The sequence below is a fragment of the Hyphobacterium sp. CCMP332 genome (assembly GCF_014323565.1).
Lineage (GTDB): Bacteria > Pseudomonadota > Alphaproteobacteria > Caulobacterales > Maricaulaceae > Hyphobacterium.
On sequence record NZ_CP058669.1, the window covers coordinates 1,116,328 to 1,139,507 of the forward strand.

11 protein-coding genes are annotated in these 23,180 nt (G+C 59.4%); 6 read left to right on the forward strand and 5 right to left on the reverse strand.

What is annotated here, in order from left to right; genetic code table 11:
* Positions 1 to 50: 50 nt before the first annotated feature.
* A complete protein-coding gene (locus HXX25_RS05595; protein WP_187167511.1) occupies positions 51 to 8,654 on the reverse strand; it encodes an Ig-like domain-containing protein in 8,604 nt (2,867 codons plus the stop codon).
* Between the two features lie 242 nt (positions 8,655 to 8,896).
* Between HXX25_RS05595 and HXX25_RS05600 the strand changes: the two genes are divergently transcribed.
* The gene (locus HXX25_RS05600) at positions 8,897 to 10,273 is read left to right on the forward strand and encodes an MFS transporter (RefSeq protein WP_187167512.1); all 1,377 of its coding nucleotides are present in this window, start codon (positions 8,897 to 8,899) and stop codon (positions 10,271 to 10,273) included.
* An 86-nt stretch (positions 10,274 to 10,359) separates the two neighbouring features.
* Positions 10,360 to 12,132: a hybrid sensor histidine kinase/response regulator gene (locus HXX25_RS05605; RefSeq protein ID WP_187167513.1), complete on the forward strand. Its 1,773-nt coding sequence runs from the start codon at positions 10,360 to 10,362 to the stop codon at positions 12,130 to 12,132.
* On the opposite strand, the gene HXX25_RS05610 is transcribed toward HXX25_RS05605, so the two are convergent.
* Positions 12,129 to 12,779 (reverse strand): response regulator transcription factor, encoded by a 651-nt coding sequence (locus tag HXX25_RS05610; protein ID WP_187167514.1) that lies wholly within the window; start codon positions 12,777 to 12,779, stop codon positions 12,129 to 12,131. The two genes, HXX25_RS05605 and HXX25_RS05610, sit on opposite strands and share 4 nt — an antisense overlap.
* A gap of 567 nt (positions 12,780 to 13,346) precedes the next feature.
* On the opposite strand from HXX25_RS05610, the gene HXX25_RS05615 reads away from it, so the two are divergent.
* From HXX25_RS05615 to msrB, 3 genes are all read left to right on the forward strand, one after another.
* Positions 13,347 to 14,477, forward strand: coding sequence for an efflux RND transporter periplasmic adaptor subunit (locus tag HXX25_RS05615; protein ID WP_187167515.1), 1,131 nt, complete (start codon positions 13,347 to 13,349; stop codon positions 14,475 to 14,477).
* Positions 14,474 to 17,596, forward strand: a complete 3,123-nt coding sequence (locus HXX25_RS05620; protein WP_187167516.1) for an efflux RND transporter permease subunit — start codon at positions 14,474 to 14,476, stop codon at positions 17,594 to 17,596. Before HXX25_RS05615 ends, HXX25_RS05620 begins: the two co-directional genes overlap by 4 nt.
* Positions 17,597 to 17,701: 105 nt before the next feature.
* A complete protein-coding gene (gene msrB / locus HXX25_RS05625; protein WP_187167517.1) occupies positions 17,702 to 18,148 on the forward strand; it encodes a peptide-methionine (R)-S-oxide reductase MsrB in 447 nt (148 codons plus the stop codon).
* A gap of 193 nt (positions 18,149 to 18,341) precedes the next feature.
* Here the strand turns inward: msrB and HXX25_RS05630 are convergent, their stop codons facing one another.
* Positions 18,342 to 19,313 carry a hypothetical protein gene (locus HXX25_RS05630; RefSeq protein ID WP_187167518.1) on the reverse strand — a complete coding sequence of 324 codons (972 nt, stop codon included), beginning with the start codon at positions 19,311 to 19,313 and terminating at the stop codon, positions 18,342 to 18,344.
* 156 nt (positions 19,314 to 19,469) lie between these two features.
* Here HXX25_RS05630 and HXX25_RS05635 point away from each other — a divergent pair, with 156 nt between their 5' ends.
* Positions 19,470 to 20,975 carry an exopolysaccharide biosynthesis polyprenyl glycosylphosphotransferase gene (locus tag HXX25_RS05635; RefSeq protein ID WP_187167519.1) on the forward strand — a complete coding sequence of 502 codons (1,506 nt, stop codon included), beginning with the start codon at positions 19,470 to 19,472 and terminating at the stop codon, positions 20,973 to 20,975.
* Here HXX25_RS05635 and HXX25_RS05640 read toward each other — a convergent pair.
* Both HXX25_RS05640 and HXX25_RS05645 read right to left on the reverse strand, forming a co-directional pair.
* Positions 20,972 to 21,952, reverse strand: coding sequence for a glycoside hydrolase family 5 protein (locus HXX25_RS05640; protein ID WP_187167520.1), 981 nt, complete (start codon positions 21,950 to 21,952; stop codon positions 20,972 to 20,974). The genes HXX25_RS05635 and HXX25_RS05640 overlap by 4 nt on opposite strands.
* A 131-nt stretch (positions 21,953 to 22,083) precedes the next feature.
* Positions 22,084 to 23,175, reverse strand: coding sequence for a GNAT family N-acetyltransferase (locus HXX25_RS05645; protein ID WP_187167521.1), 1,092 nt, complete (start codon positions 23,173 to 23,175; stop codon positions 22,084 to 22,086).
* Between the last annotated feature and the right edge of the window lie 5 nt (positions 23,176 to 23,180).

Consider the following 23,180-nt stretch of genomic DNA (forward strand, 5'->3'; position numbering starts at 1 on the left):
GCTAAACAGGGGGCGCCCACACATGGCAGCACCCCCTGGAGCATTCGAGCCTATCTTTCCACCCGCCACCCTCTGGTGCCACTCGCGATAAGCAGTACCGGAGCGTCGTTCTCATTCGCGGGCAGGTCGATCAGAGCAAGATAGGGACCAGACTGTGCACACCCTGAGAGGCTCAATGTCACGCCCTGTGTGGCGAGGCCTGAGGCCTGGCCATAGACAGCGCAGCCATCGATCGTGCCGCGGAACTCGCCGGTCTCGGAGAGGATGAGGCTGTTCCCGAAGGGACCTGCCAGGTCGGTCCAGTTGGTGGCGGCGTCGGAGCGCGTATCGCGTACCCCCCAGAACTCGCCCGTCGTGTCGGCCCAGGGAGCGCCCAGACGGATGGCGCCAGCATTGGTCCATAGACCGTCATGGCCCAGAGCCATGAAGCGCGCTTGGGTGGCGTCTGCGTCATTGTCAGCCGCCATTGCCTCGATCGTGGTCAGGCGAGGCGTGATGCCATCATCGACCAGAACTTGTCCTGTCTCTGTGACGTAGAGCGAGGTGCGCGCCAGGCCCGGCCAGACGCCTTCGGGTTGACGCATCAGCACACTCCAGCGGCCTTGTGGCAAGCTGGAGACGATCTCCGGGGCCGCTTCCGGTGCCGGTGCTGTCACCGCGGCACTGGTGGCAGAGCGGATTGTGCCGGTGGCGTCGGCAAAGCGCAGGAAGACACGGGAATTGGCCGGATCGAACGGGATACCGCCTGTGGAGGTGTCACGCACGAAGACCGCAAAGAAGAGCGGATCACTGCCCGTCATGGTGGAGGTGATGCTGCTGCTACGCGGTGTGATGCAGACCGAGGCGGCATTGATCTGGCAGATCTCCAGGTTAAGCGGCAGGGACGCCGCGCCGGTATCCACCGTGGTGGTGAGTGTGACTTCACCGGCCGCGCCAGAACCATCCCCGATGCCGACATTGACGGCAGCGGCCGTCATGAACTGGACACGGCCCGGAGCCGGGATGCGGATCACGCCGTCACCCGATGGGGTGGCGGCAATGGACAGGATATCCGGAGCTGGAGCCGCCCCAATGGTGAGGAAGACCGAGTTGACGCCAACAATGGGATCCAGGCTGGCATTCTCACAGGTGATGACCGGCAGGAAGTTATAGCCCCCGGCCGCTGTCTGCGCGGTGGGTGTCATCCCAATGACGAAGTTCAATGCCCCGCCCGGAACAATATCAAAGAGCGGACTGTCCGGACCGGTTGGATCCCCGTTGGTATCCAGCTGGTTATAGCCAAGTGTGACCGGGGCTCCGGCAGGCGCAGTCACCTGACACGATTGGGCCGGGCTGGACGTACGAGAGACCACAGACAGGAAGGCCGAGATCACCGGACCGCCAACATAGCCAGACCGAGCCGCTGGAAGCGTGGCGGCCACGATGCGGCCGGCTGGTGGGTTATCGAGCGTGAAGCGGGCTGAGACGGATGTATCAGCATTCATCGTCACCGCGCAGGTCGCGGTTGTGGTGCCGATACAAGGTCCTGCTGTCCATCCCGCGAATGTGGAGCCGGTATCTGCTGCAGCAGTCAGGGTGACAGATGTACCAAGCGTGTAGTCCTGCGAACATTCAGTTCCGCAATCAATGCCCGCTGGCGCGCTTGAGACCGTGCCGGACCCCACACCCGGCAAGCTCACCGTCAGCGTGCGGTCCGGATCATGCGTGATGGAGAACTGCGTGGCGGCCGTGTTGTCATTGCCTGCAGGGTCGGTTGCTGCTGCGGATGCCACATCTACCGTCGTTGATGACCCGGCTCCCGGTGTGATGGTTGCGGTATAAATGGTTGCGCTGGTGGCAGCGAAGTTCGACGCCGTGCCATTGCCAACACTCAGATCACTCACATCAAAGCCTGTGACATCTTCAGAGAAGGTCGCGGTGAGCGTGAATGGACCGGAAACCGGTGCCGTCGCTGTCGTCGAGAGCGATACCGTCGGGGCGGTATTATCCAGCGTATAGCTGTTCTCATTGGCACCGGTCGGTGTGGTGTTGGTCAGCGCATTGCCCGCCTCATCGGTGATGTCCTGGCCTTGTGCAAAGGACAAGGTGACCACGCCATTATAGCTGGCCAGGTCTCCGCCCGAAGCGGTGACTGTGAAGGCGGAGGAGGACACAACCATGGGAGCGCTATAGCCATTGCCCGTTACACTTGGCGGAAGGTTGACCGCCTGAGGCGAGACGGATGTCACCGTGCCGGTTGTGCCGGAGACCACAAAGTCACCCATATCAATGTCGGTTACATTTTCAGAAAAACGCACGACCCACGTCAGGCTGTCGGCATTGGTCAGTTCTGTAGACGGGGTGTCCCGGGTGATCGAGGCCACCGTCGGCGCATCCGCATCGTTGATGACAGACCAGGCGCGTTCATCGGTACCTGTGGGTGTCGTGTCGCTCAGCGTATTGCCGGCTTCATCCGCGATATCCTGACCTGCGGCAAAACCCAGTGTGACCGTGCCGTTGAGGTTGGCCAGATCTCCGCCTGATGCCGTCACGTCATAGGTGGCCCCATCAATAGCCGTCACATCCGAGACCGTACCCGTCGTGCCGCTAACGGAGAAATCTGCGACCCCCGCATTGACCACCGTCTCGGAGAAGGTCACCCGCCAAACCAGGCTGTCTGCATCGGTCGGAGAGACAGTTGGTGTCTGGCGCACGATGGAAGCCACTGTTGGAGCTGTCTCGTCATTGGTGATGGAGAACTGCGTCGCCGCCGTGTTGTCATTGCCAGCCGCGTCTGTTGCGACAGAGCCGGCGACATCGATAGTGACCGCGCCATCCGCTGCCGGTGTGATCGTGGCCGTGTAGATCGGGGCCGCAGCGTCATCGAAAGCCGATGCTGCGCCATTACCCACACTGATGTCGCCCGCCACGAAGTCCGTCACATCCTCATCGAAGGTGAAGGTCGCCGTGAAGGCCCCACTGACAGGGCCGGTTGGACCGGTGATGGCCACCGTCGGCGCCGTCTCGTCATTCGTCACAGAGAACTGGGTAGCGGCGGTGTTGTCATTACCGGCGGCGTCTGTTGCGACCGCACCGGCCACGTCGACGGTCACAGGTCCGTCAGCGGCAGGCGTGATGGTGGCTGTGAAGACTGGAGCCGCACTGTCATCAAAGGCAGAGGCTGCGCCATTGCCCACGACGATGTCGCCGACCACAAAGTCAGAGACATCCTCGGAGAAGGTGAAGGTCGCGGTGAACGCGCCACTCACAGGACCGGTTGGACTCGTAATCGCCACCGTCGGAGCGGTCTGGTCATTGTTGACCGAGAACTGCGTGGCCGCCGTGTTGTTATTGCCCGCAGCATCGGTGGCGACAGAGCCGGCAACGTCTACCGTCACGGCGCCATCGGCTGTCGGGGTGATGGTGGCCGTGTAAGTGTATTCGGACCGTGCAGAGGCAATAGACGTCAAGCCATCACCGGCAGGCACAACGGCAGCGAAATTTGAGGCCACCGCGTTGTTGAGATCAATGTCTCCCAACGCAAAGCCCGTCACTGCATCAGAGAATGTAAAGGTTGCAGTAAATGCACCACTCACGGGCCCTGTCGGCCCCGAAATCGCCAGCGTCGGGGCGCGGTTGTCGATAACGACGCTACGGTCATCCTCGCTACTGGTCGGGGCCAGGGACGCCAATGCGTTTCCGGCTTCATCGGTCACGTCATGGCCCCGTGCCAGGCCGATCGTGACCGTCCCGTTCAGATCCGCGAGATCACCGCCCGAAGCCGTAAAGGCATACAGGGTGGGCTGGGGATTGGTGATCTGCGTGATCGTCGCTGTCGTGCCCGTCAGCTGGATATCCGCCAGATCCAGGTTCGACAGACCCTCGCTCATGAAGATCGCCCAGATCAGCGTGTCGGCATTCGTCGGAGACGTGCCGGGCTGGACATTGTCAACGCTCGTCGCCGTCGGCCCGGTATTGTCGACCGTATAGGTCGGTGCATGGGTGCTGAGCGGAGTCGTGTCGGCAAAGGTGTTGCCGCCAAAGTCGGTAATGTTCTGACCGGGAGCCAGGCTCAGGGTGACATCACCGTTCAAGCCGGCCAGATCCCCGCCGGAGACAGTGATTTCATAGCGCGTTCCGCCCGCGTCAGAAGTCACATCGGTGATCGTGGCGCTGGTGCCGGTCACGGTGAAATCCGCCGCATCCACACCGATTGTGTTCTCATTGGTCTGGAACAGCCAAACCAGGACATCCGCGGACGTCCGGGCATCGGCGGGCGTCAGGCGTTGAAAATTGAACACGCGCGGCGGGGTTTGATCATCATCCACTTCTAGCTGGGCCCCGATGCCGAGATTGCCGGCCGGGTCGCTGAAAGCATTTCCCTCAAGCAGGATCTCCATCTGGGCATTGGGCGTCGGCGTGATCAGAACCGAATAAGTCGTGCCACTGCCACTGAAATTGGACGCGGTAGCATTGGTCAGGCTGAGATCGCCGATCACGAAGTCCTCCACAGTTTCGGAGAACTCGATATCCAGCGTAAACGGGCCGGACACGGTCCGGCGGCCGAATGTCACGATGCCGGCCGTGGTCGAGAGCGTCACTGACGGGCGCGTGGAATCAACCGTGCCGACAAACTGGGCGGCCGCCGTGTTGCCATTGCCGGCAGCATCCTGTGCAACGCCGGCGGGAATATCAAACGTGAACGGATTGCTGCTTGGTGCAGCCGTGAAGGTGTAGGTCGTCCCCGAGCCCGAAAAGCCGTAATAGCCGGAATTCGACCGGACGATATCATTGCCATCAAACCCGGTGACCGGTTCCGAGAAGGTGACCGTGACCTCGAAATCGCCATTGACCAGCGTCCCTGACGCCGATGTGATTTCGACGGTGGGCACGACGTTATCGAGCGTATAGGTCAGCTCTGCTCCGGCCGGGATCGTCCGGTCCATGATATTGCCGTAGTCGTCCGCAAAGTCGGAATCGGCCAGGCCCAGCGTTACATCGCCGTTCAAGCCTGCCAGATCGCCGCCGGAAACGGTGACATCGAAGCCGATGGAGAAACGCGAGACATTGGTCACTGTCCCCGTCGTGCCTAAAGCCGTGAACGCACTGGTCGGCAGATCAAGATAGGGGTCGATCTGCGCAAAGGTCAGCCGCCAGGTCAGGCTGTCCGCATTTGTCAGCGAAGCAGAGGGCGTCAAGCGGGCGACTGAGGCAATCGCCGACGGGGTATTCCGCACGTCATAGGTCTCGTCTGTTGCCGGCTCGCTGTTCGCGACAGTATTGCCTGCAAAGTCGGTTATGTCCTGACCTGCCGCCAGGTTGAGCCCGACAGCTGCATCCAGGCCCGCGAGATCGCCTCCGGACACGGTCACGAGGTATTGGGCCGAAACCGGGTTGGACAGCGGCGCGTCAACGCCGGGAGGGGCATCGCCGGAAATCACGGGCGAAATATCTGTGACGCTGGCCGTGCTGCCGGAAACCTCGAAATCGCTAGAATCCACGTTGTAAGCCGTATCATTAAATGTCGCGAGCCAGACGAGCGAATCGGCATTGGTCTGCTCATCGGCCGGCGTTTGCCGCGCGAACGAGTTGAGCACTGGCGCCGTATTGTCCATCGTATAGCCCTCGGCCGGGGTCTGCGGGCTACCGGCCGTCATAACATTATTGGCCGCATCCCGAATGTTGCCGTCCGTCCGGCCATGGAGCGTGATCGACGTAAAGCTGAGGCTGGCTAGGTTTCCGCCGGACACGGTGACCCGGTAAACCGACGCACTGACCGGTGTGACATCGGTGATCGTCGCCGTTGTGTTCGCGGGTGCGACATCCAGCGTATAGATATCGAAATCCCCGGCATCGACATTGGTGACATCCTCACTGAACGTCACCGTGAAGGTCAGAGAATCCGCGTTGGTCGTCGCCGCAGCCGGGCTGAACCGTTCAATCGAGGCAATACGCGGATTGGCCGCGTCATATGCAATCGAGAACTGGGTCGGCGCGACAACGCCATTGCCGGCGGCATCCGAGAAACCATTCTCGGCCAGATCCAGTGTCAGCGTGCCCTGCGAAGCGAGAGGGCGGGCGCGCATGACATAGTTTGCGCCGCTTCCGGTCACCGAAAGCCGCGATCCATTCGTCAGGGTCCAGGCGCTGGTATTACCGATATTCGTCATCGGCTCGGAGAAGGTGATATCGATATCGAACTCTCCGGTGACCGGAGCGACCGCCGCTGTCGTCAGCGTGACCGTCGGCCGTGTGGTATCAAAGTCCGCCGAAAACAGGTTTGATTCGAGGTTGCCGAAACCATCCGGGTCGGTCATGGACCCCGCTGGAATTTGCAGCGTCATGGTGCCGTCAGCCGTTGGCGTCAGCGTGACTGACCCTGAATTGACAAAGCTGAAATTCGACAGCGTTCCGCCGGTAACGACGAGATCATTTATGTCGAAACCTGTAATACCACCTTCCGAGAAGGACATGGTGACGGTAATCGGCCCGTTGCACGGACAGGGCGCGCCGGGCTTGAAGATGTTGATCGTCGGCACGGTGACGTCGGCATTGATCGAGAATTGGGTGGCGGCCGGATTCTGGTTTTCGGCTTCATCAAACACGCTGTTCTCGGGCAGGTCGAGCGTCACCGCACCGTCTGCCGTCGGGCGCACGACAATGTCGGCACCGGTCGTTACGCCGCCGCCGGTCGTCAGGGTGAAGGACTCGATCGTGCCATTGCCAACGACGATATCCGACTGCGTCAGGGCAAGAATATTGTCCGCAAATCCGGCTTGCGGCGTGAAGGCAAGATTGACGGTGAAAGGCTGTGAAACCGGCGCAACTGCGGCGGATGTGAAGGTGCCAACCGGCAGCGTATTGTTCACGAATATCGAGTCGATATAACCTGTTGGCGACGTATCTGTGAGCGCATTCCCAGAGACATCAGCAATATCCTGACTGCCTGACAATGCAATGGTCACGGTCGTATCAGCAATATCAGCAAGATCACCACCAGAGACTGTCAGGGAATAATCAGAGCTGGAATTAGCCACGACATTCGTCACAGTCGCGGTGGTGCCACCGATCGAGAAGTCCGCCGCGCTGACATTCACAACCGGGCCATCAAACGTGGCTCGGAAGCTGAGACTGTCGAGATTGGTGTAGGTTGACCCGCCGGCAATCGTGTCGAGGCGCGGCGCGGTGTTGTCGATCACATACGTGTTGTCATTCGTGCCGGTCGGCGTGGTATTGACGAGCGTATTTCCGGCGAGATCTGTAAAGGTCTGCCCGGCGGCAAAGCCGAGCGTGACAGTGGCATTCAGATTGGCGAGATCGCCGCCGGATGCGGTGGCATCGACCTGCGTTCCCGACACGGTGGCTTCTGCCAATGTCGCCGTTGATCCGGCAAGGGTGAAATTGGCGACCGCCGCCGCTGGCGGCGTGATCGAAAACACGCTGACGCCGTTATCTTCAAATCCCGCGGCGAACAGATAGGTCGTGCCATCCACCACCGCCGTCGTGACGGAAATGGGAACTTTCAGTTCCAGCGTGGCGTCATCGGTCACATTGGCGACATTGGTCAGCGCGCCATTATCGGCGACCGAAAAGACACTCACCCCGTCATCAAGATATCCCGCGGTGAACAGATAGGTCGTGCCATTCACCACCGCCGTCGTGACGGAATAGGCACCATTCAGTTCCAGCGTGGTGGCGTCATCGGTCACATTGGCGACATTGGTCAGCGCGCCATTATCGGCGACCGAAAACACGCTGACGCCGTGATCGCGATATCCCGCCGCGAACAGATAGGTCGTGCCATTCACCACCGCCGTCGTGACGGAAGAGGCATTATCCAGTTCCAGCGTGGCGTCATCACTCACATTGAAGACATTGGTCAGCGCGCCATTGTCGGCAACGGAAAAGACGCTCACCCCGTCATCAAAAAATCCCGCGGCGAACAGATAGGTCGTGCCATCCACCACCGCCGTCGTGACGGACCAGACACCATCCAGTTCCAGCGTGGCGTCATCACTCACATTGGCGACATTGGTCAGCGCGCCATTATCGGCGACCGAAAAGACACTAACGCCGTTATCAGCATTCCCCGCGGCGAACAGATAGGTCGTGCCATTCACCACCGCCGTTGTGAGGGAAAAGGCACCCGCCAGTTCCAGCGTGGCGTCATCACTCACATTGAAGACATTGGTCAGCGCGCCATTATCGGCGACCGAAAAGACGCTGACGCTTCCAGTCGGCGCCGCGACGAACAGATAGGTCGTGCCATCCACCACCGCCGTCGTGACGGAAGAGGCATCATCCAGTTCCAGCGTGGCGTCATCACTCACATTGGCGACATTGGTCAGCGCGCCATTATCGGCGACCGAAAACACGCTGACGCCGAAATCATAAAATCCTGCCGCGAACAGATAAGTCGTGCCATTCACCACCGCCGTCGTGACGGAAGAGGCACCATCCAGTTGCAGAGTGGCGTCATCGAGCACGTTCGCGACATTGGTCAGCCCGAAGACCGTTGGCGGCACCACCGCCTCGTCAAACGTCACCCTCCAGGTCACGCTGTCTGCATTGGTTGGCGATGTGGCTGGCGTCTGGCGCTCGATCGAGGTGATGCGCGGTGCGGTGAGGTCTTGAGCGATTGCCAATGACGGCATGAAGGCGACAAGCGCCAACATGAGTAACGACGTAAATCCGTTGGTGGGGTTGTGCGCGCCTCCCCTGAAGAGCGAAAGTCCAATCTGACGCAACAAACAAAAACCGAAAGAAATAGACATACTCTTCTCCAAACGAGCCATGACGTTCAGCAACGAAGTTACAAGTCGGCGTCTACCAACTCGCCATGGTCTGCCGCGCAAAACAATCGCCCAAACGGGTGGGTCTGCTCTATAAAGTCCGGAAGTGTGGCGGGAGGGCTCAGGTGAAGAGACGGACGGATACGGCCGAAACAACCGGTTTGAGCTTGGCCAGCAAAGCAGGCTATGGGCTTGGCGATCTCGGCTTTCTGCTCGTCTGGCACGGCAGCGCACTATTTCTTTTGTATTTCTATACCGACGTCCTCGGCCTGCCGCCCGGACTGGCCGGAGCAATCTATCTGATCTCGATGATCTGGGATGCCATCTCGGACCCGATCGTGGCCGCATGGGCCGAGCAACGGGCCGCCCGCACGGGCCGCTATGCGCCCATCATCGCATTTGCGGCCTTGCCGGTCGGGCTGGCCTATGGATTGATGTTCATCGCACCGCCCCTGTCCGGCCTCGCACTCGCGGCATGGGCACTGATCACACACCTAGTATTCCGCACCGCCTATACAATCGCCAGCATGCCCTACAATACACTGCCCGTACGTCTGACAACGGATGGCCATGCGCGCAGCACCCTCTCCGGCTTTCGCGTGTCCGGTGCCGCAACCGGCGCCGTGGTCACGGCGATTCTCACACCCATCATCGTGCAAGCCAATCAGGCGGGCGGTCAGACGGAAGCCTTCGGATATATGATCGCCGCCATTCTGGTCGGGCTGATGGCCGCCGCCCTGCTCTTCGCGTGCAGCCGGATTGTGCAGGAGCCGGAAATGGCGCCGCGGGAGACTGGCAGCCCGGACTATGTTTCGGCCCTGACCGGCCTGTTTCGCGCCGCGAAGGGCAATACACCCCTCCTCCGCCTGCTCGCCATCATGGTCGGCGGCACCATCGCCCAGGGCCTGTTTCTGCAAAACATGCTGTATTTTCTGACCCATGTAATCGGACGGCCCGACCTCATAACCCCCGTTCTGGCGGCCTCGGCATTCGCGGTCATTCTCGCGGCACCTGTATGGGTCATTCTGGCCGCCCGCACCTCCAAACGCGTCAGCCTGATCACCGGTCTCGTCGTCGCCGTGACCGGCTATGCGACCATGGCATTTGCACCGCCGGGTGGTGCAATCGTGCCGCTGGTCGCTGTGACCGTTGCGGGCATTGGCGGCGCCGCGATTCCGGTGATGCTGTGGTCCATGGTCCCCGACGCAATCGAACATGGCGAGCTGGTGACCGGCTTGCGCGTCGAAGCCCGAACATTCGGGCTGGCAACCTTTGCGCAGAAATCAGCAGTCGGAATTACGGCCGTGATCATCGGTTTCATTCTGGCCGGTTTGGGCTATTCCGGAGATATTGTTCCGCCGCAAACCGCGTTGACCGCCATCCGCATCATGGTCTCCTTCGCGCCCGCACTCTTTATGGCCAGTCTGATTGCAATCATCTGGACCTATCCCATCACCCAGGCGCGCCATCAGCAGATTCTGGCTGCGCTTGAACTGAAATAGGCAAACCGCCCACCCTTTCAGGTGATTGCGCCCGGAGCAAAGAGAGGGACAATCCGCCCGTGGAACGCAGACACACAGGAAGGTAAATGGCCGCAAAAGACGCCGCCTCTGACACGAACGATCTCAAAACCCAGATTCAGCACGATCTGGACGAGGTACGTCTGGGACAGGCGCGTTTATTGCTGAAGCGAACGCGCACGTCATGCCTGATTGTCGAAGGCGTCATTCTCTATTTCACCGCCCTGATTGCCTTTTCCGGCCATCCCGTTTTTGCCGGGATCTGGCTGGTGCTGACCAGTCTGATGGTTCTGATTGTCTTTCTTTACGGGCAGGCCTTCAGGAGCGGCATCACAGCAGAAAACCACAAGCGCTATTTGCGTGGCCATACGCTCATCTCTGCTATGACCGGGCTCGTATGGTCCGGCCTCGCCATAGCCTACCTGGATCCGTCTTCAACGCTGAACCTGTTCATTGCCGTTAATATCGTGGTCTCGATCGCCTTGGGCGGCATGCTGCCCAGTGCCGAATACCGGCCCACCTTCGTCAGCCTTTCAACCGGCATGTTTCTGCCCTTCTCCCTGTTTTGGCTCGCAACCGTTGACGGGCCCGCCCGATTGATCGGCGTCGGATTGCTGATCCTCTATGGGTTCGGTCTGCTGGTCAGCGCGCGCTCGGAACTACAGACGATCGAAACGCTGGCAGCCGAACGCAATCGGCGCCTGAATCAGAAACTTCAGGAACAGAACCGCAAGATTGAAAAGGTCAGCGCCGAAAAGTCCCGTTTTCTGGCCGCGACCAGCCACGACATGTCCCAGCCCTTGCAGGCTCAGGGTTTTTTCATTCGCGCGCTGAAAGAAGAAGTCACCACAAAGGAGCAGGCCGACCTTCTGGCGAAAATCGAAGCGGCCTGGCGCAGCCAGAAAGACATGCTGCAAGCCCTTGTGGAAACCGCCCGGCTCAGTAGCGGTGCGATCACGGCCAGGACCAGTGCTTTTGACCTGGCCGATATCCTGTCTGAACTCGAAGCCGCATTCGCCGAACCTGCCCGCCAGAAATCGCTTTCACTGAGCATTGAGAAAACCAGCATTGCCGTCGAGACCGACCGGGTTCTCTTCGGACGTATCTTGCGCAACCTCGTCGCAAATGCGGTTAAATTCACCCCGCACAATGGCCGCATCACGATTGATTGCCATGAAGGCCGGGATGGTGTGCTGATTGAAGTGTCCGATAACGGACCCGGCATAAGCGAGGCCGATCAGGCCCGCATCTTCGATGAATTTGTCCAGCTGGATAATGGGCCCGATCCCCAGGGCCTCGGTCTCGGATTGCCTATTGTTCGGCAACTGGCCGAAAAACTCGACCTGCCGCTGGAGTTCAAGAGCCAGCCGGGATGGGGCACGCGCGTTGGTATCAGGTTGCCTGCGGCCCAACGCGCGCCGGAGCGGAAAGCAACCCCCTTTCCCGAAAAAGCCATCGACGGGTCACCGCTCATTCTTGTGATCGACGATGAAGCCACCGTGCGCGAAAGCCTCGCCATGCTTCTGACCCAGTGGGGATGCCGGGTCATTGCAGCGGCTTCCGGCAATGAGGCCAAGCGAATTCTGTCCTGGGCCAATGAGGCCCCCGGCTTCATTATAGCAGACAAGCGCTTGGCGAACGGCGAAGACGGCATTGATGTCATCGCGGCCCTTCGCGACGAGGTGCTGGACGATATTCCCGCGGCCCTCCTGACTGGCGAAGTCTATGATTTTGCCAGGCTCGCTGATCTGGAAGATGTCACCATCATTCCAAAACCGGCGGAAAGCGAAACGCTGCGTGCGGCGCTCGATCAGGCACTCGAAGGCCGCACAGCGAACTAGATCAATCCCAGCAATACCGCCTTGTGGACACAAGCCGTTCGGGTTCGAACACCAAGGCCTTCGAAAATCGAACGCAAATGCGATTTCACGGTGTTCTCGCTGATATTCAGGGCTTCGGCGATCGCCTTGTTAGTCGCGCCTTCACCCAGCATTTTCAGAACCGCGAGTTGACGCGGAGCAAGATTGGGGGGCTCTGCAGCCGTAGTCCAGACCTCCTCGCCCGCATCGTCGGCGACCGCTTGAGTGGCCTCAATCGATTGAAAGACCTTACCCCCGTCCAGAATACGCGTCACCGCATGCTGCAGGACGCTGATTTCCGAGGATTTTGACACAAACCCGCTCGCGCCGAGGCGCTGCATTTCACTGACCGGCGGAGGGGTCGCGATGCCGGATAACATCAGAACGGGCGGCGCGTCTTTGATCTTCGGGATCGCCGACAACAACGCCAAGCCATTCATCCCTTTCATAACCAGATCCAGAATGATCAGATCAAAACGGGTGTCGCTCGATAACGCTTCGAGAAACACCACCGGATCTTCAAAGGTCGAGACCTCATACCCGTGACCGGATCCGGTCAGCAATGCGCTGAAACCTTCGGTAAACAACCGATGATCATCCACCAGAGCGATGCGAACGGTTGAATTCATTGATTTACCGGCAGTTAGGTTTGGTGGTCGGTCCAATCCATTCGTAGCAAGATAATGCAACACAAGTAAACGGGAAAAAGGTGTTGTGACCCGAGCTCCGTTTGGTCCCGCATTTGAATTGAGAGTCTGTCGTATGTTTGCGCCGTTCCCCAGCGCTAAACCGCATTATGCTCTCAAACAGCAGCCGCCAGCCAACTGAACAACGTCTTGAGAAGCGACACATTGGAACATCCCATCTCCTGTTCCAATTTTCTATTGTCACCGCTGATGCATGTTCAATTGTATCAATAACTTAATTGGAGCGACGCAATGACATCCTCTTCTCTTCCTCTCCGCCACTATCCTTTTTCATGCCGGCGTTGACTGCTGATCATTCAGCCGGACAACCAAATGCAGCATCCGGGATTCCGGGCGCTCATTCCCGAATAGAATGGCTCTTACTGCTGATTTTTAGCGGCAATATTGAAATGATCGCTAAAAATCGCAACCTTAAGAGGTATATTGATCAACTGTATTTCGCCTTGAAGTCTATGGCTTTTGGGGCATCTTTCCGCGCGGAGGCTTTTCATGAAACGTGCTGCAACTCTCATCATTGTACTCGGCGTCTTTCTCGTCATGACGGCCATCGTCCTTTTCCGTTCCATCGGCGGTGAAGAGACGAGTGCAGGCGGTTGGGGGAGCGGTGCGACACCTGTTGCAGCGTATGAAGTGGGATCGCATGAATTCGCGGACATCGTCGAGGCCCTGGGAACGGCGCGGGCGAATGAAACCGTTACGGTGACCGCGCAGGTGGCGGATACGATTTCCATAATGAATTTTGACTCAGGCCAGCGCGTGGCGGAAGGCGACATTCTCGTAGAGCTGACAGAAACAGAAGAAGCTGCGGATCTGGCCGAAGCGCGCGCAACCCAGCGCGAAGCCCGCCGCGAACTGGACCGGGTCGAAGACCTGATCGATCGCGGCATCGCGCCGCGCCAACGCCTCGATGAAGCCAATGCGGCCGTCGAACGTGCCGCCGCCCGCGTAAATTCGATCGAAGCGCGGCTGGCCGACCGGATCGTCCGGGCCCCCTTCGCCGGCATGGTCGGCCTTCGTGAAGTAAGCGTCGGAAGTCTGGTGCGCCCGGGTGATCCCATCATCACGCTGGACGATACATCCATCATCAAACTGGATTTCTCTGTGCCGGAACGCTTTCTGGCCGCACTGGAACCCGGCATTTCAATTGCGGCGCGGACATCGGCCTATCCGGATGAAATTTTTGTCGGGGAAATTGCCCAGATCAGCAGCCGCATCGACCCGGTCACCCGCACGATTACCGTCCGGGCCGAAATCGACAACGCATCGGGTCATCTCAGGCCCGGCCAGCTCATGACGGTCGAAATCCGGCGCGATATCCGCAACACTCCCGCCGTCCCAGGCTCAGCGATCACCCGATATCTGGACGAGAGTTTTGTCTTTGTTATCGGCGAACGCGACGGCGGCAGTTTTGTCCAGCGGCGCACGGTCGAGCTCGGTCAGCGCGACGGCAATCTGGTTGAAATCACCGATGGCCTTGCGTCCGGTGACCTGATCGTTGCTGAAGGGGTTCATCGCATCCGAAGTCAAATGCCGGTGACCGTGACCGAAACGCGTTCGGCCGCTGTGGAACGGGCCGCCATGTTGACGCCCCCGGCCAGCAATCTGACGAGCCAGCCATGACACTTTCCGATATTGCCGTTCGGCGCCCGGTACTGGCCTTTGTGGCAAGCGCTCTGATTATTGTTTTCGGCATTCTCGGCCTGCGCGAATTGCCATTACGCGAACTGCCGGATGTCGATCAGCCCGTCGTTTCGGTTCAGGCCGAATACCCGGGCGCCAATGCCGAAGTCGTCGAAAACCGGGTGACGCAGGTGATCGAGGATCAACTGTCTGGCATTGACGGCATCGAACTGATCCAGTCGTCTTCGCGCGACGGCAATTCCAGTATTTCCATTACATTCGATCTGAGCCGCGACATCGAAGCGGCTGCAAACGATGTTCGCGACGCCGTCTCCCGGATTGCGGACCGGTTGCCGCCGGAAATCGAACAGATCGAAGTGCAAAAGCAGGATTCCGACGCGCGCCCCTTCATGTGGTATGCGCTGATGTCGGACCGCATGACATCAGAAGAATTATCTGACTATGCCGAGCGATCCATGATTGACCGGTTCAGCGTCATTGATGGCGTCGCGCGCGTCAGGATTGGCGGCCAGCGCCGGTATGCGATCCGGATCTGGCTGGATCCGCAAGCCATGGCAGCGCGCGGGATAACCGTTTCGGATATTGATACCGCGCTGAGAACGCAGAATGTCGAGGTGCCCGGAGGGTCCATCGAAACGCCCGACACCCAGATCGTGGTTCGGGTCGAGCGCATGTTTACCGAACCGGAGAGTTTTGAGCGCTTGCCGATCGGCCGCGGCGAAGGTGGTCACATTATCCGGCTTGCGGAAGTCGCGGACATCTCTCTGGAAGCGGAAGAACAACGCACACTCTTCCGCGGCAACGCCAACAACATGATTGGCTTGGGATTTGTCCGGCAAAGTCAGGCCAACTCTGTTCAGGTTGCAAGCGATGTCAACGCTGAAGCCGAACGCATCCGGCCCAACCTGCCCGAAGGCATGACGCTGATCGTCGCATCCGATGATACGGTCTTCATCGAAGAATCCATCCGCGAGGTCTGGCGCACATTATTAGTTGCCGCCACGCTGGTTGTGCTGGTGATCTACCTGTTTCTCGGCAGTTTCCGCGCTGCGATCATTCCCGCCGCTGTTGTGCCGGTCTGCCTGATCGGTGTCTTTGCAGGTCTGGCAATTGCCGGGTTTTCCATCAACATTCTCACCTTGCTGGCACTGGTGCTCGTAATCGGGCTGGTGGTCGACGATTCCATTGTGGTGCTGGAAAATATTCAACGCCGCGTCGATATGGGTGAGGGCCCTGCCCTCGCCTCCCTGCGTGGCGGTCGACAGGTCTTCTTCGCGGTGATTGCTACCACAGCTGTTCTGGTCGCCGTCTTCGTTCCGCTGGTTTTCCTGCCCGGATTCATTGGCCGGATATTCAATGAGCTTGCCCTCACCATTGCGGTCGCCGTGATCCTGTCCAGCTTCGTTGCGCTGACCCTCTCGCCGATGATGGCATCCAAACTCATCAAGCCGTCAACAGAAGCACGCGGCCCGGCTCGATGGGTCAATGAAATCGTGAACCGTGTGCGCGGCAATTACCGGTCCAGTCTGGAGATTGCAGTCAAGACACCGTGGATGATCATTCCTGTTATTCTCGTGGCGCTGGGCGGCTCTGCCTACCTGCTCAACAAGCTCCCGGGCGAACTCACCCCACCGGAAGATCGCGGGGGCTTCTTCGGATTCTTCTCCGGACCTGAAGGTGCCAGCTTTGATTATATGACCCAGCAGGCAACCGAAGTTGAAAACATCGTCATGGAATATGTGGAGGCTGGAGAGTTGCGCCGCGTGCTTGTCGTGGCGCCCGGCTGGGGCGGCTCGGGTTACAATTCCGGAATTGTCATCGGCAGTATGGTGCACTGGGATGACCGCCGGGATGGCAGCGAAATACTGGGTGAGATCAATGAACGTTTCGGCCAGCTGACCGGTGTGCGCGCCTTTGCCTCCATGCGCTCGGCCATTCGGGGCGGCGGGGGTGGCGATGATATTCAATTCGTGCTTCAGGGGCCTGACTACCAAAGTCTTGATGCAGAAGCGGAGCGGCTTCTGGCCGCCATCCGCGAAGGCAACCCAAATCTGATGCGCGCCCGCAAGAATTACGAACCCACAAGCCCGCGTCTGGTCGTCGATATTGATCGCGAGAGAGCGGCCGACCTTGGCGTATCCGTGGCGGATATCGGGCAGACATTGCAAACCCATCTTGGATCCCGCCGGGTCGGTCAATTCATTGAGCAGGGCGAAGCCTACAACGTCATCATGGAAAACCGGCGCGATCAGCGCTCCAGCGCACAGGATCTGGAAACGCTCTACGTTTCCGGCCGCGAAGGCCGCCTGATCCCCTTGTCCAACCTAGTCTCGATCACAGAAATCGGTGAAGCTTCATCGCGCAACCGGGTGGATCGTCAACGCGCCATCACGGTCTCCGCCACACTGGCGGATGGATATACACTGGGTGAAGCGGTCGAATGGCTCGACGACTGGGCGGGGCGCGAACTCGCACCGGGTTTTTCGACAACCTATCTCGGTGGAGCCAAGGAATTCCTTGAAGCCAACAGCGCGCTCCTCTTCGCATTCGGAATGGCGTTGTTGATCGTGTTTCTGGTTCTGGCCGCGCAGTTTGAAAGCTTTATCCAGCCTTTCGTGATCATGTTGACGGTGCCTCTCGCCGTAACGGGCGGGTTATTCGGCCTCGAGGTTATTGGCTCGAGCCTGAATATCTATTCCCAGATCGGGCTGGTAATCCTGATTGGACTGGCAGCCAAGAATGGCATTCTGATTGTCGAATTTGCCAACCAGCTGCGCGAAGAAGGCCGGGATGTCATGACCGCGACACTGGATGCCGCTGAAATACGTTTCCGTCCGATCCTGATGACGGGCTTGTCCACTGCTATCGGAGCAGCGCCACTCATGTTGGCGAGCGGTCCGGGGGCCGAGAGCCGGATCACGATCGGCGTTGTGATCTTCACCGGGGTGACGGTCGCGACCCTGTTTACGCTCTTCGTGATCCCGGTCGCCTACAGCGTTCTCGGCCGGTTCACGAAAACGCCGAACTGGATGTCAAAGCAATTGGAGTCACAAGCTGAGGATGCCGGTGGAGAGCCGGTCGTAGGGGCGCAGAACTAGCCGGTTTCACGCCGTCATCACAATCCGGACATGACCGTGGAAATCCGGTTGCCGAATGCCCATATCGGATGAACCAAATTCTGGCCAGCGAGAACGGAGCGCCCCATGCCCGAAAACTATAAAAAAGATGCGGACGCCATCGCCAGGCTGACACCCGAACAATATCGGGTAACCCAGGAAAACGGCACAGAGCGCCCGTTCACTGGCGAATATGATGGCCACAAGGAAGCAGGGCTTTACGTCGACATCGTTTCTGGCGAACCCCTTTTCACTTCGATGGACAAATTCGATAGCGGCTGTGGATGGCCAAGCTTCACCAAGCCGGTTGAAGGCGAAAACGTAAATGAATTGCGGGATATATCACACGGCATGATCCGCACAGAGGTGCGCTCGAAACATGGTGACAGCCATTTGGGCCATGTCTTCCCGGATGGCCCAAAGGATCAGGGCGGCTTGCGCTACTGTATCAACTCGGCTTCGCTTCGCTTCGTCCCGGTCGCTGACCTCGAAGCCGAAGGTTATGGCGATTACGCCAGTCTCTTTGCAGACTGATACCGCAAGCGGCATGCAGGCGATTGCTTTCATGCCGGACCGGCCCGCGGCGTTATCGGGCGATGCGAAACCCGACCTGCCACGTCTTCTGAAAAAAGCGCTTCGCCCGCCGCCAAAATTATCGGCCGCAGGGAATTTCGGTATGGTCGAGCATCGCGAATGTGCTCCCCGAGCTTGAAAACCTTCGAAAAAGTCAGCTTTCGCCGCTTTCAAGCGGGCCTTCGACATGAAGCCGGGGATTCTGGCAAAGGTCGTGAACCAATGCGCCCATCAATGCGCCGTCCGGGCGGCGAATCTGCTCGACGGCCTGACATTCATTGGCCTCCGGCACGTCCGGCAGGAAGACCGTCCGTCCTTCATTCAGGTGCACTTCTGTTACATCCAGTTCTCGCAGCGAAGCCAGGCGCTGGCCGGAATTGACGATCATGCATTCAAACCGGCGCTGGTCGCCGGCTATGACACGCACCGCCGTACGGTCTTCGCTCGGCGAATACGCATCAATCGCACCAACCGCATCCGGCACTTCATCAAGACACATCCGGACCTCTTCAAAACGGGTGAGAATGTCACGGCTCCAGTCCCATTGGCCGCCGTCTTCGCGGGCACAACCATTATAGACCGCGTCATTCACCCGTATGGAGGCAAAAAACGAGCGCTCAATTCCGTCTGCATCCATACACGGCCCGGCCTGGAATGCCGCCGATACCTGGACGTCTTCGGCGTCGGCCGAGACATAACGCCGAAAGCCGTTCACCATATGGTCCGGCCCCGGGCGCAAACGGGTCAACACCGGATCATGCTCCGCCATCACCATCTGAAGGTCTGCAAACAGCTCACCGGCAAGCTCGTAGAATTCGAGGTTTGCCCGCCAGTATGGTGCCGCCCCGAGCGCGCTCATGGCATAGGGTGTGTCCGGACGGGTGCCGGCGAAAGCCGTTCCGACGGGCACATATCGAAATCCTGCAAAGGGTGCCGCATCGGCAGCGCTACCGTCATCACCGGGCATGTTTTCCGGCGCTACTTCCTCAACAACACTCGGGGCTGACGGCGGCGCGGGAGCCACCGCAGACGCCCTCATATCCCCGGGTTCAAGATCAGTGGGCACGGTCGCGCAACCGGCCAGCAGCGCCCCCATCATAGCCGATATCGCGATCAGTCGAACCATTTGCCCTCCCCCGGAAATCGGGATCCCATCATATCGCGAAAACGGTGCAAGACGAAATCGTCCGGCTTCAGATTTTGCTAACCACGTCTGACAACTGAATCTTTTCGTTATTCGGGCATTATTCCGATGTGATCAATTTGATCGGGAATGGTGACGATGAGCAAGCGGCATTACGAAACGCAGCCTTTTTCTCCGGCGAATGACGTCTCTCCGGGCTTTGCAGGCCTGGAAAGTGGCCGCGGACGCACGGCAACGCTTGAAACGATGCGCGAAAAGATTGACCCGCCCACCAACCGGATCGACCGCGCAACGCTCAGCCGCGCGCTTCAGCTGATCGACTCCGGCATTATGGGCAGTCTGGCCGTTGCTGCTTTCCTGTCGTTTTCGGCCGATTTCTGGCCAATCCTTGTCTTTCTTGGCGTCACAATGTGTGCATTCCGGATGTCTCACCTCTATGTGATCCGCGCGCGCAAGCCGGCCTGGAGACACATGGCAACAAGCATTATCGGCCTGGGCCTGGCGGGCATTGCGACGATTATACTCGTGCGGTTGTCAGACCCGGCGCTCACGCTCGCAGCCACACAACAGGCGAGCGTATCCGCCGCTGCCCTGTTGGTGGTCCACACGGTATATGCCTTCTTCATGGAATATTGGGCGCGCAGCGGGCGACTGGCCGCGAATGTTGTCATCGTTGGCGCGACGGCAAATGCCCGCCGCCTGATCGATTCCAATGACCGAAACAAGGCGGTCAATATCCTCGGTATTTTTGACGATCGCAAAGCGCGCAGTCCGTCTATTCTGGCGGGTGCCCCCTATCTGGGCACTCTGGCGGATCTGACAAGCTGGCCGCATCTGCAGGAAGTCGATCGCATCATCGTCACCGTGACGCCGCACGCCGTAGACCGTGTTCAGAACCTGATTACAAAATTGTCCGGATTGCCGCAGCCCGTCTGCCTCCTGCTGGACTTCGAGCATTTCAATCCGAAAAAGCAATCGCTGGAAGACATCGCAAATGCACCGGCCGCCCGCTTGTCTGGCAGCCCCGCCACGCCGGGCTGGATCATTGCCAAGCGGCTGGAAGATCTGGTGATCGGGTCTCTGATGTTTGTGGCAGCGCTTCCCGTCATGGCTGTCCTGGCCGTTCTGATCAAACTGGACTCGCCGGGCCCTGTCCTGTTCCGCCAGAAGCGGGAAGGCTTTAATGGCCGCCTGATTGAGGTGTTGAAATTCCGTTCCATGCGCGACGAGCCCGCTCCCAGGGACGGAGCCGTCCGCCAGGTTGAACGCGACGATCCGCGCGTGACCCGTCTCGGCCGTTTCATTCGCTCAACCAGTCTGGACGAGTTGCCGCAACTCTGGAACGTTCTGAAGGGTGAAATGTCGCTGGTTGGTCCCCGGCCGCATGCGCCGGGTATGAAAACCGGCGCAGCGCTGACATCCAGTCTTGTGGGCGAGTATGCCCATCGGCATCGCGTAAAGCCGGGCCTGACCGGATGGGCGCAGGTCAACGGCTCCCGCGGTCCCCTGCACTCGCCCGAATCCGCCCGTGAGCGCATTCGCTATGACGTGGAATATATCAGCAAGGCCAGCCTATGGTTTGATCTCTGGATCATGCTGAAAACCGGTCCGGCGCTCCTCGGTGACAAGATCAACGTGCGTTAGGGGCGAACGGTATTCCGCGACCAGTACCGGCGTAATTCCTCTGCCAAAGGGGCATTGTTGACGCGCCGGGTCGCCGCCGGATCGTGGCCGAAAAACGGATTCCAGCCATTCTCAACCTGTTCGTAATGGCCCCAACCCGAGGGCCAGTTGAACCAGGCTGAATTGGCACCCTGCTCTTCCATGGATTGAAGGCGCAAACGCGCGAATTCCGGGGCACTGAACGCCCAACGGCGGACACCCCATTCCCCGACCATCCAGCGGTCTGCGGCAGGCGGAGAAACTTGCGCCGATTCAGTCGAAAAAGAAGCAGCGCTATGGTGGGCGGAATGCGTGTAGGCAAAGGGCGAATAATCATGGATGGCCAGCACGGTATGGCCCAACCCTGACAGGTCGAGCTCGGCCTCATAGGCGGCATTGGCATATCCGTCCGGGCTGATCAGCAAGGGCGTTTCAATATCAATCTCGCGGACAGCACGGGCGATTGCGCGCGCCATCCGGGGCCACGGTGAGCGGCGCACAACATGGCTGCCATTCGGCTCTACCATCAAGAGGTAACCGGCAACCGCAGGGTTTGCGCGAAACTGCCGGGCGGTCTGCTGCCACATATCCGCCCAGGCAAGCTGGGCCTCGTCCTCCCGCCAGAGCCGCTCGTCAATCATCGATGACGGGAACCAGCTATCGCCATCGTCGCGATGGAACGTGAATTCGGAGCGCTCCGGCCCGGATCGAAAGCCGATGACGGAAAACAGACCGTGACGGGCACACCGCTCAACCAGCTGGGCGAGATGATCGGCAATCTGATGGTCGATCCGGTAGGGCGCGGTTTCGGTAAAGATGCCGGGGTGCGATAACAGGGCGAGATTGCCGCCATTTACCGCCAGACTGGCAAGCGCGGCGTCCGTCACCGGGGTTCCGACCGGTCCCGGTCCCAGGAAAGTATCACCGTCAATGTCCGGATAGACCCGCCGCTGCGGCAACACCGCTCCCCGAAGATGCGGGCCCGTCCTATTGTCCCAGAGATCTATTTTTCGGCGGGTGACAGATCTTTGTCCGCCCATCAATAAGGAGGCTCCACCCGCCAGGAGAACAGAGCGGCGGTCGGGCCGGATCACCATGCGTAATAGGACGCCAGCTTGTCGGCTTTTCGCAAAGCCCGTCTGGGTAGACGGCCGACATTTCCGAGCGGCGCTTTCTCGAAGGCGTCGGCGAGCGATCGCGCGGCCGCCCGCAAGGTTGCCGGCGCTGACGCCGTCAGGATGCATCCTTGAGCCAGAGGAATTTGCGAGCTGCTCAGATTGCGCTTGAAATCATAGTCACCGGGACCGAGTTCGACACTGTTTCTCCCTTCCGAAGCCGCAACGCGCACCTTCTCCAGAAGCAGCAGCAAGCCCGGGCTCAACTTGTTGAAAGCCGGATCATAGGCCGGAAACCAGTAATGGCTGCGGGATTCACTCCCCATGCCGACATGAACGGCTGCAATCTCGCCTCCCACATTGAGTGTGGAACATATGCCCCGGAACCGGTCCGTCCGCTTCCTGAGCAGAGCTTTGAGCAAGTCTGCGGTCCAGCCAACTGAAAAGACGTCAAAAACACCGGTGCGTTGATATTGCTGACTTTTCCACTCGATCATGGTGGCAAAAGCCTCCGGGCGATCATCATCCATCCGGAATTCAAAACCACCGTCCGCCTCCTCCAGTTTGCGCCGGCGTGACCGGATATTGCGAAAGGCTTTTGGCTCCAGTTCCGCGCGCGATTGTTCGAACGCGTCGAAACCATTGGAGATATCAATGATCCACGACCCGTCCTGCACGGCGGAATGGCCGCCCCAGCAGGATTGAAGACCGAGCGCGCTGTGGAATTCAAACAGCGGCACGCTGCCAGCCTTCAGCCAGGCCTTCAGATCAACATCCCGACCTGGCTCGCTGATCACACCATGTACATCGGATAACGGGCCCGCCAGGGGCCGCGCATAACCCACCTTCCCCATTTGCAGGGGCAGGAAGCCGGCGATCTGGCCATTTTCGCGGACGACAAGCACTCGCGTATCCGATCGCGCTTCTTCACAGCATTCCGCAAATTCCAGACGAAAATAGGGACTGGCCAACGAAGGATCAGCGTCAGTGAAGGCCGTCCATGCCTGGCGCTCGGCTGAGGACAGCTCGCTGGGCTTCTTTAATTCGGCTTTGATTGAATTCGCCATGGGCA